Annotated in this window: 13 protein-coding genes and 1 tRNA gene; all 14 read right to left on the bottom strand. The window is 40.3% G+C overall.

Features of this window, described 5'->3' with window-relative positions:
* Positions 1-211: 211 nt before the first annotated feature.
* Positions 212-283, bottom strand: a tRNA-Arg gene (locus tag K4Z77_RS08415).
* 66 nt (positions 284-349) lie between these two features.
* Complete coding sequence (locus K4Z77_RS08410; RefSeq protein ID WP_000931175.1) at positions 350-1,336, bottom strand: GMP reductase; 987 nt, start codon at positions 1,334-1,336, stop codon at positions 350-352.
* Positions 1,337-1,509: 173 nt separating this feature from the next.
* Positions 1,510-2,826 carry an McrC family protein gene (locus K4Z77_RS08405; protein WP_224219031.1) on the bottom strand — a complete coding sequence of 439 codons (1,317 nt, stop codon included), beginning with the start codon at positions 2,824-2,826 and terminating at the stop codon, positions 1,510-1,512.
* Positions 2,813-4,795 (bottom strand): McrB family protein, encoded by a 1,983-nt coding sequence (locus K4Z77_RS08400; protein WP_224219030.1) that lies wholly within the window; start codon positions 4,793-4,795, stop codon positions 2,813-2,815. The genes K4Z77_RS08405 and K4Z77_RS08400 overlap by 14 nt, the downstream gene beginning before the upstream one ends.
* 214 nt (positions 4,796-5,009) lie before the next feature.
* Positions 5,010-5,789: an L-threonylcarbamoyladenylate synthase gene (locus K4Z77_RS08395; RefSeq protein WP_153192409.1), complete on the bottom strand. Its 780-nt coding sequence runs from the start codon at positions 5,787-5,789 to the stop codon at positions 5,010-5,012.
* Positions 5,790-5,816: 27 nt separating this feature from the next.
* A complete protein-coding gene (gene leuD, locus K4Z77_RS08390; RefSeq protein WP_153192411.1) occupies positions 5,817-6,410 on the bottom strand; it encodes a 3-isopropylmalate dehydratase small subunit in 594 nt (197 codons plus the stop codon).
* A gap of 9 nt (positions 6,411-6,419) precedes the next feature.
* On the bottom strand, positions 6,420-7,802 hold the full coding sequence (leuC, locus tag K4Z77_RS08385; RefSeq protein WP_224219029.1) for a 3-isopropylmalate dehydratase large subunit: 1,383 nt from the start codon (positions 7,800-7,802) through the stop codon (positions 6,420-6,422).
* Between the two features lie 3 nt (positions 7,803-7,805).
* A complete protein-coding gene (locus K4Z77_RS08380; protein WP_224219028.1) occupies positions 7,806-8,075 on the bottom strand; it encodes a DUF1294 domain-containing protein in 270 nt (89 codons plus the stop codon).
* Complete coding sequence (gene leuB, locus K4Z77_RS08375; RefSeq protein ID WP_224219027.1) at positions 8,072-9,109, bottom strand: 3-isopropylmalate dehydrogenase; 1,038 nt, start codon at positions 9,107-9,109, stop codon at positions 8,072-8,074. Before leuB ends, K4Z77_RS08380 begins: the two co-directional genes overlap by 4 nt.
* A gap of 11 nt (positions 9,110-9,120) precedes the next feature.
* The gene (locus K4Z77_RS08370) at positions 9,121-10,683 is read right to left on the bottom strand and encodes a 2-isopropylmalate synthase (protein ID WP_153192413.1); all 1,563 of its coding nucleotides are present in this window, start codon (positions 10,681-10,683) and stop codon (positions 9,121-9,123) included.
* Positions 10,684-10,996: 313 nt separating this feature from the next.
* On the bottom strand, positions 10,997-11,653 hold the full coding sequence (locus K4Z77_RS08365) for an MmcQ/YjbR family DNA-binding protein (protein ID WP_224219026.1): 657 nt from the start codon (positions 11,651-11,653) through the stop codon (positions 10,997-10,999).
* Between the two features lie 43 nt (positions 11,654-11,696).
* Positions 11,697-12,329 (bottom strand): copper homeostasis protein CutC, encoded by a 633-nt coding sequence (locus K4Z77_RS08360; protein ID WP_224219025.1) that lies wholly within the window; start codon positions 12,327-12,329, stop codon positions 11,697-11,699.
* A gap of 93 nt (positions 12,330-12,422) precedes the next feature.
* On the bottom strand, positions 12,423-12,782 hold the full coding sequence (locus K4Z77_RS08355) for a YbaN family protein (protein WP_224219024.1): 360 nt from the start codon (positions 12,780-12,782) through the stop codon (positions 12,423-12,425).
* A gap of 105 nt (positions 12,783-12,887) precedes the next feature.
* Positions 12,888-14,975, bottom strand: a complete 2,088-nt coding sequence (gene topA, locus K4Z77_RS08350) for a type I DNA topoisomerase (protein ID WP_224219023.1) — start codon at positions 14,973-14,975, stop codon at positions 12,888-12,890.
* Between the last annotated feature and the right edge of the window lie 15 nt (positions 14,976-14,990).

The following is a 14,990-nucleotide window of genomic DNA, read 5'->3' as shown; positions in this document are numbered from 1 at the left end:
CATGATTAAAACTAGTGGAACTTACCCTGACACGGATTTCCACTGGTTTTTAGAATTTTTATCAGACTAACTTCCACTTAGATTAGCGGTGGAACTTAGTTTGGGAATTTACCTTTGGGAATTCTTTAAAAAGAGATTTTCAATTTTAAGGGCCAATTTAGGGCTGTGTAAAGAAAAAAGCCCTATTAAAGGCTTTCTTAGGATGTTTACATCCACCCTGAGGGAATCGAACCCCCATCTCAAGAACCGGAATCTTACGTGATATCCATTACACTAAGGGTGGAAACTTGTTTTATTATAACAGAAATTTGCTCTAATAACAAGTTTTTTTCTAGACGGATAGCCCGTCTTAGTGGGAAGCATCCCCATTCCAGATAGAGTTTTTCACGATAACATAATCAACGTGTTTAAGGTCAGCAACCTGACGTCCACCTGCATAAGAAATAGCACTTTGAAGGTCTTGTTCCATCTCAGTTAAAGTGTCTTGTAAATGACCTTTAGCAGGAAGTAAGATACGTTTTCCTTCCACGTTTTTATAAGCTCCTTTTTGGTATTGGGAAGCTGAGCCATAGTATTCTTTGAACTGTTCACCATCTACTTCAATCGTTTTCCCTGGACTTTCAATATGTCCTGCAAAGAGAGAACCAATCATGACCATGCTGGCACCGAAACGGATAGACTTGGCAATATCACCATGAGTACGAATTCCTCCATCAGCAATGATTGGTTTACGTGCAGCCTTGGCACACCAACGGAGAGCAGCCAACTGCCAACCACCTGTACCAAAACCAGTCTTAACCTTGGTGATACAAACCTTACCAGGACCAATTCCGACCTTAGTAGCATCCGCACCAGCATTTTCCAATTCACGCACAGCTTCTGGTGTTCCCACATTTCCAGCAATAACAAAAGTATCTGGCAATTCTTTTTTAATGTGTTGAATCATAGAAATCACGCTATCAGCATGACCATGAGCGATGTCAATCGTGATGTATTCTGGAGCATCAGCCTTGAGCTGGCTAACGAAATCATACTCATAGTCCTTAACACCGACAGATATAGAAGCAATAAGCCCTTGCTCATGCATACGCTTAATAAAAGGAATACGTCCTGCCTCATCAAAACGGTGCATAATGTAGAAGTAGCCCCCTTTAGCCAGTTGCTCTGCTACATTTTCATCCAAAATCGTCTGCATATTAGCTGGCACAACAGGTAGTTTAAAGGTGTGATTTCCTAGAGTGACACTTGTATCCGCTTCTGCACGGCTTTTAATCACACATTTATTTGGAATCAATTGAATATCTTCGTAATCAAAAATTGGAAATTCATTTAACATATCGATGTCTCGTTTCTTTTGTAATGACCTACCTATGCTTGCGCATCTCTACGTCTTTTCCGACGTTTCCTTAATTAATTATAAAGCAAAGTACAGTTTTTGTCAAATAATCTTGCAAATCAAAATATATTGTTCGGATTTTATTACATAAATAACAAAAGAAAGAGGAGAGATTATTTTCTCCCCAGTTCTTTAGTAATATTACTTTTAAATATTTCTTCGGAATTTTCTATCATTTCACAAAATTCACTATAAGATGAAGACTTCTGAGGAATTTGGATAGACCATTTCTTCAACAAAACTCCATAACCTGCTAGCTTTCCTATCTCATTATCAACAACCTTGTCCTTGCTCGGAAAAACAAGACCAGCTTTCTCAGCTTCTAAAATATAAGAATAAGAAATCAGCTGGAATAAGTCCTCACGATTGATCCCTTTTTCAGTGAACTCTAGTTTTTTATACTTAGCATCTAATACTATTTTAAGCTCTTCTTGATAAAAATCTGGATATACTTTTCTTTCTTGACTAGAAAATACTGAAATTCCGTCCGTCTTATCTTTATTTCGTGGATGGATGAAATCTTTTGGCAACAAGGTATGGACATACTCTTCCCAAAGCCAGGCAACATCAAAAAGAATACCATGAATTTTTTGATCTTGATATCCTAAACCGTGCTTTTCTTGGTTTAGGATCATCAGACAAAGTTCTTGTAACTTTCTGTACTCGTGAAAGTATGCATGACGTATCGGTTTAGATTGATTTACCCGAACAATCTTAGCACGATCAGCTAGTTTATAAGAGGGCGTTACACGCAAGATTTCAGCTACGTTTTCACGACTAGTTGAGAGATTATCTAGTACCCCTTGACCAATGCTTTTCTGGTTCTTAATGTATTCAATAGTGTGACGGACCAACTGCATGAGGGGATTATCATAGGTGAACTCTCTCGTTGTGTAGGCAATATTTCCCGTGAAAGGAAGGTTTTTCTTGAGATGGTTTCTTACATCAATCACTCCCTTAACATGACTGTCGTTATGAGAAAATCTATGGTATTCCTTATAAAGACCTTTTCGAATTGCAGCTTGTAGATACTTAGGGAAGAGATACATCAAAAGTTGATAAAGCCTCTCTTCAAGAGACAAGGCAACATCTAAACTAGTGAGATTGATATGAAGAACCTTGTGTAAGAGATAATGCAAAAAATGGTCATTACTCTCATCAGAAAAGCGAGAGGAAATCGTTAATCTTTCCTGACCACACCCCAGAAAACCAATCACATTTCCAGTCTTGATTTTCTGATTAACTGTTTCAAAGATTTTTTGGTCCTTCTCTAAGTCAGGAGAATTCTTCAAATCATTTGGAAAAATGAAAACACGTTCATCTTGAGATAGACTTTCCAAGGTTCTGTCTATAAGAAGATTGCTTAGTTTGGGATATTCTGCGACAAAGTCTTCTTTAGCAATTTCATGATGATTATCAGTTATCCTCATCTTTATTTTCATCGCTTTCTTCGTCACCTGTATGTTTCTGAATAGTTTGCTCATTTTCTTTTAAATCAAACGCTTTTTTCAATATTTTTAGTTTTTCAACTTCTTCATAAGAACCACGTACATAATCTTCCAAAAGCGGTTTGAGATAATCAGACCAGAGTGATTCATAGTCAAAATCTACATCCTTTAAGTTAAGGAAATAACTCGGCCCGATATGATAATGACTATTTAATTCCTGAACGTTTTCGATAGCAACATTCAAGTTTCTTAGACGTTTTTTCGCTTCTTCAGCTTTATCACCAAGAGCAGTATCGAGCATACCTAATTGGCTTTCAGCAGTAACTTTAACAAAACGGAAACGACGACGCATAGCAAAATCAAAGGTATCTACTGAACGGTCAATATCATTCATGGTTCCGATGATATAGACATTCTCAGGGATATAAAATTTCTCATCAGTCTCATGTAAATTAGCATACTGAGTAGAAACACTCCCCTTTTCACCACGATAACCAGGGTCGATAGAGAAAAAGAGTTCCCCAAAAATCTTAGAAATCTCCCCACGGTTGATTTCATCAATGATGAGGACGAATTTCTTGTCTGTGTCAATCGTTGGAGATACATAATCACATAATCCATAACTTTCTTTCATGTGATCCAAAACAATGTTTTGATAAGTTTCGTACTTTAAATTAGTATCTTCACCCTTGTACAAAAGATACACTTTTTCTTTGGTAGCAACAGGAGAATCAAATTTCACATTCCCTTGACTATTTAAACTGGCTGGAACAGAACTACGAGGGAAGAAGTATTGTCCTTGCTTTTCATTGATAGCATCCGTTAGTTTAGCCCACGCTTCCTCAAAATTATCTTGGCCTCCAGTTTTCTGAGCTTCTTTCGCTCTCTGACAAAATTGCTTAAAAATACCATCTTGTAATTTAAACTCAATAGCTCCATCCCCATTTGATACCGGTCTTAAACCCTCCACAAAATCCGTATAATCATAGGATGGGTGAAATTGTACAAATCCGATTTGGTCTTCGTTGCCACCCGTTAACTCCATAGCAATTTCTTTAGCAAGATAAGTTTTTCCTGTACCAGGTGCACCACGGAGGATGAGGTTTTTGGATTGTAATAAGATATTCTTATACTCGTTGATATTTTCTGACATGTTTATCTCTTCCTTTTCTGATTCTCTATAAAAACTAGTAAAATTATCATAAAACTCTTTTAAAATATCGTTAGGTTCAGCAGTTGATTCCAACTCTAAGTCCTTGACAAAGTATTTATAATCTAAATCTTCATCTCGATTATTACTATACCATTTTACTATTTTAAATTCTGTGAGTTTAAATCTCTGAAAACCACACCTTATATTTATCCATGAGTTATCCATGTCACTCAGCCGATAACCAAAGTAAGGTGATTTAATATATCCATTACCACTCTTTGGACCAAAATGACCTGTGTTAAGCATTTCAACTTTGTACGGAATACCCTCAATAGTCAGAGCAGGGTAAATATGTTCAGCTCCATCTAATTTTTGAGAACGTTTAATTTCTATATCTTTTGAATTATAGATATTTGCTTGATTCACAAATTTAGACAAAAATTCTTTGAAGACTTTATAACACTCTGATTTAATTCCACTTTTTACAAATTCATAAGATTTATTTATAAAAGGTAAAATCTCATTTAATGAATTTTCATCCTCAATAAAATACTCAGCATCAAGTGTCCAACCGAATGAATCAGGCTTCTTATTAAACAACAAAATATCTGAATCATGAAGACTCTTAGAGAGAACGGCAATCTTTATTCCTTTATTTTGAAAATTAATCTCTATAAAATTTTGTAACTTCCCTTTCCTATTTTTAACCTGAAAAGAAATATAACTTTTTGTTTGATTTTCAATTGCATCTGGGAATTCTTGTTTTATCCTGTCAATGAAAGTTTGTTTTGAAACCATTGTGTTTTCCTTGCTTATTAAAAATTTATTGTTAGACTTAAATTATATTTGTTTCGTTCAAAGTAAGATATCTTACTTTGAACGAAACTACATTCTATTAATATATAGTTCATCTCTAGCATATCATATCCTATAGAAAAAGAAAAGAATTTCTAAAGAAAAAGCCTAATGTAGAGAGCTTTATTACCTCATAACACTAGACTTCTTTTAAATATTAATAATACTCTCCCTGGCGGTAGTCCCATGAGTTAAAGATATCTGAGAGATGCATCATGATTTTATCAATGTCAAGCCCTTTGCGGATTACAACTGGAGCTGGTGAAGTTGAGCGTGCTCCTCCTTGTTCCGGGATGAGTTTGCCGTCTTTATCGACCATAGAGACCATCACACCTTGCTCGTAGCGTGTTTCAATCGTTTTGTCAGGTTGGATGGATGCCACGTAGTCGTCTGCCTCGATGACAAGATCCACTGCTCCTTCGATACGTTCTCCGATTCCTTCTACCTTACCACGGTTTCCTTTTCCAGATGGGTTTGCAGATGAAGCGTATACCATCTTGCCTTCTTCCCAAAGTTTGGCAGCTAATTGTTCACCAGCTTTCCCGAATTTGATAACAAAACAGCTAGTACCACGCACGTCCGTCATCAGTTCTTCACGGCCATCACCGTATGCTTTGAGTTTTTCAAAGGCTTCTGGTTTCCAAGGAAGGATACAACCAAGAAGAATATCTTCATCCCAATGTTTTTGGTAGAAGGCTTCAATTTCTGGGTTGAGTTGTGCTAAAGCACGAAGCTCATCCATGCTACCACAGAGAACCACACCTGGTTTGTTACGGTTACGTTCTTTAGCTTCAAACTTACGTTCAAGACCTGCCTTGTCACTGGTCATGATGATGTAGCCAACTTTTGTAGGGCAAACGATACATCCGCCCTCATCTTTTAAAATGTCATAGCCTTCTTGTGAAAGTGTTCCGTTCCATTGAATGTGTTTTGTCATAGTTCTATTTCCTTTTCTATTTTTCTTCTAATCCTGCCAGTAGGCTGGTCGTTGTTTTTCATAAGCAGCAATCAAGTCTTCATACTGCAAAGTAATACCGATATCATCCAAACCATTTAAGAGCTTGTGTTTCCATTCGCTATCGATTTCGAAAGTGAATTCTCCAACCGGTGAGATGATTTTTTGTTGTTCCAAGTCCACAGTTACCTGATCAGTCGATTGTAGCTGGGCCAATTTCTCTCTAACCTCTCTGGGCTGTACAATAGGCAACATGCCATTATTGAGTTCATTATTGTAATGAATATCACCGAAAGATCCTGCAATCACAACCTTAAAACCATAGTCCGCTAGAGCCCAAGCAGCGTGCTCCCTCGAAGACCCTGCCCCAAAGTTATCCCCTGAGATAAGAATACTGGCTTTGCGATATTCAGGTCGGTTAAAGACAAAGTCTGGGTCCTCAGTATACTTGTCATCCAGATAACGCCAAGCATACATGAGGTACTTACCAAAACCTTTTTTATCAATTAACTTGAGAAACTGCTTGGGTAGGATTTGGTCGGTGTCGATGTTATCATTCATGAGAGGAACGGTCGTTCCCGTATAAACTGTAAATTTCTCCATATCCTCTCCTTACTGGGCTTCTGGCATTTGTCGAACATCTACAAAGCGCCCTGCAATAGCTGCCGCAGCTGCCATAGCTGGACTACAGAGATGAGTCTTAGCGCCAAAGCCTTGTCTGTCTTCAAAGTTTCGATTGCTGGTTGAGGCGCAGTGAACACCATCAGGAACCTTGTCAGGATTCATCCCCAGACACATGGAGCAACCAGGGTCTCTCCACTCAAATCCAGCATCTAGAAATACCTTGTCCAAGCCCAACTTCTCAGCAGCTCGTTTCACAGGACGAGAACCTGGGACTACGATAGCCGTTAAGTTGGGAGCAATTTTCTTTCCTTTGACAAATCGCGCAGCCAGTTGCAAGTCGCTGAGACGAGCATTGGTACATGAACCGATAAAGATATAGCCTAGTTCAATATCAGCTGGCTTTTGACCAGGTTCTAAATCCATGTAATTGTAAGCTCGTTCATCATTCATATCCTTAATTTCTGGGAAACTACTGTCAAAGTCAACCCCCATAGCAGGGTTTGTTCCCCAAGTCACCATAGGAGCAAGATCTGAGACATCCATCTGGATAACCTTATCGTAAACAGCATCATCATCACTGACAATTGTTTTCCAATCAGACACAGCCTCTTCAAAGTCCTCTGGAATACACTCGCGACCTTTGAGATAATCATAGGTGGTTTGATCCGGATTCATGATTCCCATCTTAGAACCAAACTCGATGGACATATTGCAGATGGTCATTCGCTCTTCCATGCTCAGTGCAGCAATCGCTTGTCCCCGATATTCCACCACATAGCCAACACCACAGGCAACGCCGTACTTGGCAATCAAGGCGAGAATGTAATCCTTGGAATAAACTCCTTTTTGAGGGACACCAGTGAATTCTACCAGCATTTTCTTGGGTTTGACCTGCCAGAGTGTCTGGGTAGCGAAGACATGCTCAACCTCACTAGTCCCAATCCCAAAGGCGATGGCTCCAAAAGCTCCGTGAGTAGCCGTATGACTGTCTCCACAGACAATGAATTTTCCTGGTTGAGTTCTTCCTGTTTCTGGACCAACCATGTGAACGATTCCTTGCTTTTCAGAACCGTGGGCGGCATGTTCAATCCCAAATTCCTCAACATTCTCAGCAAGCTTATCAATTTGTGCTTTAGAAATCACATCTCGAATATCGTATATATTAACCGTTGGGACATTATGGTCAAAGGTGCCAAATGTCAAGTCCGGTCGTCTCAATCTGCGACCTGCGTCTCGTAATCCTTGAAATGCTTGCGGACTGGTCACTTCGTGGATATAGTGCTGATCCACATACATGAGCTGGGGTTGCCCCTCTTCTCCTGTGATAACATGACGGTCCCATAATTTATCAAAAATCGATTTTCCTGCCATCCATTACCTCCAAATAACATATAAGGCTACTAGTGTGGTCACCATCCCAAGAAACCAAACTGTTTTAAAGTACCATTTTCTAGTCTTGTGGTGAAAAGTAATTCCTGCTAACCAGGCCCCAAAACCGCCACAAGCAAAGGCTAAAATGAGTAAGATTTTCTCTGGAATGCGCCAAGCTCTTCTCCTTGCCTTGGATTTGTCAATGCCATAAATCAAGAAAACCATGACATTCCAAATCAAGAGGACTAGAGTAATTTTTTCGTCTAACTTCATAACCTTGCGATAATAGCTTCTGTCATTTCCTTGGTAGAAGCCTGTCCTCCTATATCTCTCGTTAAAATTCCAGCTGCCAAACTTGCCTCAACAGCATGCTCGATACGCTCTGCATCCTCATAACGTCCAAAGCTGTCTCTCAGCATCATGGCCACTGATAAAATCATGGAAATAGGATTGGCAATTCCTTGACCTGCAATATCAGGCGCTGAACCGTGAATTGGCTCATAGAGGCTTGGTCCATTTTCAGAATGACTGGCTGATGGCATAACCCCAAGTGTGCCAGATAGAACGCTTGATTCATCCGAGAGAATATCTCCGAAAAGATTTTCTGTCACGATGACATCAAACTTAGCAGGATTGGTAATCATGAGCATGGCAGCTGAGTCCACCAACTGGTGCTCCAAGGTTACATCTGGAAAATCCTGTGATACCTTCTCAGCTACTTTCCGCCAGAGTTTTGATGTCGCTAGAACATTTTGCTTATCGATACTAGTAACGATTTTTCTGCGATTTCTTGCAATTTCAAAGGCCTTGCGAATAATCCGCTCTACTTCCTCATAGCTATAGTCGTTGATATCACGCGCTTTGCGCTCTTCAAGGATATGATCTCCAAAGTAAATCCCGCCTGTCAACTCACGCACCACGACAAAGTCTACACCAGCAATTCGTTCTGATTTTAGTGGTGACAAATGCTTGAGACTGTCAAAGATTTTTACAGGGCGAATATTAGCATAGAGATTGAGTTCCTTACGGAGAGCTAGCAAGCCTTGTTCAGGCCGAACCGTTGCACTATCATACTGGGGACTACCGATAGCCGCTAAAAGAATAGCATCTGCTTCACGACATACCTTGAGGGTTTCATCAGGTAAGGGATGCCCTGCTGCATCGATACCTGCACCTCCAAAAGGTCGTTTGTCTATTTCATAGTCAAAGCCTGTTTTTTCAGCTAGAGCCTCCAGAACTTCTAAACCGGCCTCCATGATTTCTGGGCCGATTCCATCCCCTGCTAGAGCTACTATTTTCTTTGTCATAGCCTTCTCCTTTACACACTAGGCATATCTCGATAGGAAACACTGCGTCCCATCTCACCAGCATTTTCTTTTTGAACAAAGGTATTAGCGTTTATATAGGCAATAGCCGAAGCCTTCAACACATCGAAATCAAGGCCTGCTGCATTAAAGATGGTTTCTGTATCTCTATTTTCAACAGTGACCAAGACCCGAGCTTGGGCATCGATTCCATCCGTCACCGCATCGATAGTGTAAGACACCAAGCGAACGGATTGATTGAAGAATTTGTCAATAGCGTTGAAGATAGCCTCAACAGAACCTTGCCCTGTCGCATTAAATTCGACTTTCTCACCATCCATATTAGCCAGGCTAACGAGCGCTTCAATGTCATTATCTGCATGAGTTTGAAGTTGTAAATCATCAAAGTGGAATCCTTCTGGGTTTTCAACCATGGTTCCAGCTACCAGAGCACGAATATCTGCATCTGTGATTTCTTGTTTCTTGTCGGCCAGTGCCTTGAACTTAGAGAAGAGTGGTTTGATGTCCTCTTCTGTAAAGTCTAGGGCCAATTCTCTTAGTTTCTCGACAAAGGCATGGCGACCAGACAATTTTCCAAGTGGGAGGCTATTACTCTTGACACCGACCAATTCAGGAGTGATGATTTCATAGGTAAGAGGATTTTTAAGAACTCCGTCTTGGTGAATACCAGATTCGTGAGAAAAGGCATTGCCACCGACCACAGCCTTGTTTTTAGGAACTGGAATTCCTGAGAAGCGAGAAACCATTTCTGACGTATTGATGGTTTCATTTAAAACAATACTAGTTTCTGCTTGATAGTAATCTTGGCGAATATTGAGAGCCACTGCTATTTCTTCCAAAGCAGCATTTCCAGCTCGCTCCCCAATACCGTTGATAGTTCCTTCAACACGTCCTGCCCCATTCTTGACGGCAGCAAGGCTATTAGCCACTGCCATTCCAAGATCATCATGACAGTGAGGCGAATAGATGATCTGGCGATCCGTCTTGACATTCTCAATCAGGTATTTGAAGATGGCTCCATATTCCTCTGGTATGGTAAATCCTACCGTATCAGGAATATTGATATAAGACGCCCCTGCATCAACCGCTGTTTGAACAACTTGCAAGAGGAAATCCAACTCTGTTCTGGTCGCATCTTCAGGAGAGAATTCGACCACTTCAAACTTAGAACGGGCATAAGAAACATGCTCCTTAATAGCTTCCAAAATCTCTTCCTTGCTCTTATTGAGCTTATACTTTCGGTGAATCGGACTGGTAGCAATAAAGACGTGAACCTGTGGATACTTGGCGTCCTTGAGGGCCTCATAACAAGCATCGATATCAGACTTGACAGAGCGTGCCAAACCAGTCACCGCTGTTTTCTTCAAGACCTTAGCAATCTCCTGCACTGCTGTGAATGAATCAGGACTCGCCGCCGGAAAACCAGCTTCAATGGCTGAAATACCCCATTTCTCCAGCTGCCTTGCAATGGCAATTTTTTCCTTGATTGAAAAATTAACGCCCGGTGTCTGCTCTCCATCCCGAAGGCTGGTATCTAGAAATTCAACTGTTCTCATAAGATTTCCCCTTTTCCAAATGTGGTTTTAAAAAAACATCTCGCTCAGAAGTCCAAGCGAGATGTTGATTCACTCCCGCTTGGTAAGCCAAACAGGACTAATGCTTTTTGCACTAGCCCGAGTACCTCAACAACAAAGCAAATTGATTAAACTTAGCTGTTCTCATGTTTGACTTTCTCCTTCGTTTGATATCTTGTTTAGTATTTTAGCACAGGAAAAAGCACTTGTCAAGAAAAAATCAAATATTTTCTGAAAATTTCTTCAGTATAGAATATTTAGCTAATTGAAAATTATTGAAAATCCTTGAAATGTTTCATTTTTTAGAAGTTAAATTCCAACTTTTTTCTATCAATTCCAGTACTATTTCATCTGACAAAGTATCATCAAAAGCCACACTAATCCAGTAGCGTTTGTTCATATGAAAAGCTGGATAAATGCCCTTTTTTGAAAGCAAATCAGCTACTTGGTCATGCTTGAGGTTGACTGCTTCCACTAATCCTTCTCTACCCTTTTCCAGCTTATCCCAAGAGATTCTCATCAAGACGGCATACCACTTTTTATTGCCTTCATGTCTTAACACTGCCGTATCAGGCGATTTCTCCCACAGATACTCCAACTGATTTCCATACTTTTCCTGAACTTGAATCATGATTCGCTTAGTCTGAGGACAGATAAAATCCTGTACCTCAAAACAAGCCTTCCGAATCTGGTAAAGAATCTCCAGACAAGCTTCACGGACACTTGCAACAAAACTTCCTTTAAAGCTTTCCATATGGACTTGTGGATAGAGGTCACCGGTTTCCTGGTCAAAGACTTGAAAACTCACATTATCAGCAGTGATGGACACAGTCATGACAAAGTCACCCTGCAAAATCTGGCAACTATAGGTCCAGACTCCACTATTTTCTACAAAACCATAGGCACGAGCCTTTTCTTGATTAAACTGATAGGATTTAAAAATTTCAAACATAAGTGAAAACTGCTACCCAAAGCTAGCAGTTCCTTTCTATTTTTTAAAAGACAACCTTAGTACCATGCAATTGTGCTACACCCAGCTGGTCGATAAAGGTTTGACGGTTGTCAAGGTCAATCCCCCCACCTGGTAGAATTTCAATCTTACCTTTAGCATGCTCCAAAATTCTGTGATAGTGAGCAAAACGTTTTTCTAAGGAGTCACCAGACACACCAGCACGAGTTAGGATACGGGTGACACCGGCTTGGCTGAGCCAGTCAATAGCTTCCAGTTGATCCTCATCACTCAATTCATCAAAGGCCATGTGAAAGACAATTTCCATCCCTTTTGATGCCGCAATTAACTTTTCAAGATTAGGCTTATCCAACTTCTTCTCAGCAGTTAAAGCCCCAAATACAACCCCTTGACTTCCAGCCTGAGTAGCCAACCGAATGTCTTCTAGCATAATTGCAATTTCTAGTTCATTATAGACAAAGTCGCCACCACGTGGACGAATCATGGTCATGATGGTCGTATCGTAGTTAGCTGCCAATTCAACCGCTGCCTTGGTTACTCCATAGCTGGGAGTTGTTCCTCCCACTGCAAGATTATCACAGAGTTCGATTCGACGAGCCCCAGCCTGCATCGCTTTTTCAAGCAAGGTCACATTTTCAGCACAAAATTCGTAAATCATTTGATTCTCCTTGAAGATTACTTTTAATTTATTATATCATATTGTGGTGAATATGCTTTCATTTTTATCAAGGGAAATAGTTACAAATTTTACTTATTCTTTGTCTGGAATGATCTTGAAGAGATAATAAGTGATAAAGATGGTCAAGGCTCCCAGACCGATTTTAACTGGTAAGAGAGGGGCAAAATAAATGGAAATTCCCATCAATATATAGATAGATACGATGATTTTTTTCTTACGTTCACGCGCAATAGACCTAGTCTCGCGAAAATCAGCTACATATGCTTGATAGAGCTTGGTATGATAAAGCCAATCTTCGAAGCGCTTGGAACTTCTAGAAAAACAAGCAATAGACAACAAAAGAAAAGGCGTTGTGGGTAACAAGGGTAAAACTACCCCAACAATAGCCAAGGCCAGTGATAAAAAACCAATAATTAGATAAATAATACGCATAACTACTCCTAGTTAAAATAATCTTCTTCTAGTTTCGCATAAAATGATGAATTTTGTCAAGCTCCAACCAAAAAGAGCCTGAAATTAACTTTCAGGGCTCTCCTCTTATTTAATCTTTTCTTCTTCGTAATCACCCTTGCTACAAACAACCTGCTTGCCACCACCACGGACTTTTTTCTCCATGAGGAAGTTGCCACATTTTGGACAGTCACGACCAACAGGCTTATCCCAAGAGGTAAATTCACAGTCTGGATAGCGATTGCAACCATAGAAAAGGCGGTTACGTTTTGTTTTACGCTCAATGATTTGTCCCTGATGACAGCTTGGACACTCTACGCCGATTTCTTTCACGATTGCTTGGGTATGACGGCAATCTGGGAAATTGCTACAAGCGTAGAACTTACCAAAACGACCAAGTTTAATGACCATTGGACTGCCACACACTTCACAGTCAAATCCAGCTGGTTCATCCTTGATCTGGATTTTTTCCATTTCTTCTTCAGCCTTGGCGACTTCTTTAGAGAATGGTTTGTAAAAGGCATCTATAACACGTTGCCACTGCTCTTTTCCGACTTCGACATCATCCAGTTTTCCTTCCATTTCAGCTGTGAAGGTCACGTTTACGATATCTGGGAAATATTCAACGATGAGCTTGTTAACAATTTCTCCCAACTCTGTCGGTTCAAAGCGTTTGGCTGCAAGGCGAACATAATAACGTTTCTGAATAGTTTCAATGGTCGGTGCGTAGGTTGACGGACGTCCAACCCCATTTTCCTCCAAGGTCTTAATCAATGTCGCTTCAGAATAACGAGCAGGCGGTTGAGTGAAATGTTGCTCTGGTTTGCTATTCACCTGCTTAACCACATCTCCAACAGCCATATCTGGTAACATCTTATTCTTATCAGAATCATTATAAATAGCAAGATAACCATCAAACTTAACCTGACTACCATTGGCAGCAAATTGAACCCCATTTTGAGACAATTTAACAGCCATGGTATCAAAGACAGCAGCTGTCATCTGACTCGCTACAAAACGATTCCAGATAAGGGTATAAAGCTTGAGCTGATCCTTGTCCAGATACTTAGCGATGCTTTCAGGTGTATTAAAAACGCTAGACGGACGAATAGCCTCGTGGGCATCCTGAGCTCCAGAAGCATTTTTAACCTTGCTACCATGCTTAGAATACTTGCTACCAAAACGGTCCGTAATGAAGCTTGCTGCCTCATTTTGCGCCACTGGACTGATACGAGTCGAATCAGTACGCATATAGGTAATCAAACCTTGAACACCAGAACCGATATTAATTCCTTCATAGAGCTGTTGGGCAACCATCATGGTTTTTCGAGTACGGAAATTGATTTTATTGGCAGCATCCATCTGCATAGATGAAGTGGTATAGGGTAATGGAGCATTGCGTTTGCGCTCTTTCTTATCTACCTGATCCACTGAAAAATCTTTGCTAGTCAGACGAGACAAGACTTCCTTGACCTCATCATTACTAGTCAGTTTCAGCTTTTTACCATCCACTCCATAGAAGGAAGCCTGAAATTGCTTGGTTCCCTTTTTAAAGACACCATCAATTGTCCAATATTCTTCTGGCTGGAAGGCATTGATTTCATTTTCACGGTCAATGATGAGTTTAAGGGCAATAGACTGTACGCGCCCTGCTGATAAGCCTTTCTTGACCTTCTTCCACAAAATAGGCGAAATCGAGTACCCTACCAAGCGGTCCAAGACACGGCGTGCCTGTTGGGCATCGACCAAGTCCATATCAATCTTGCGTGGCTCTTTGAAAGCATTTTTGACCGCATCCTTGGTGATTTCATTGAAGACCACACGGTTGGCATCATTTTCATCCAAGTTGAGAATATGGGCTAAATGCCAAGAAATCGCTTCTCCTTCACGGTCCGGGTCACTCGCCAGAAAGACTTTATTAGCTTTTTTGGCTTCTTTTTTCAAGTCATTGATGAGAGGTCCTTTTCCTCGGATATTGATATATTGCGGTTCATAATTATTTTCAATATCGACGGACATACTGGATTTCTTCAAATCACGGATATGCCCGACACTGGCTAAAACCTTGTAGTTTCTGCCTAGATATTTTTCAATCGTCTTGGCCTTAGCAGGCGACTCCACGATGACTAGATTTTTTTTAACTGTTGATTTTTTCTTTTTTGTTGCCGTAGCCACAGTATCACACCTTTT

It is taken from the genome of Streptococcus mitis subsp. hohhotensis (genome assembly GCF_020089495.2).
GTDB lineage: Bacteria > Bacillota > Bacilli > Lactobacillales > Streptococcaceae > Streptococcus > Streptococcus hohhotensis.
This window is presented reverse-complemented; position numbering and strand designations above follow the sequence as displayed.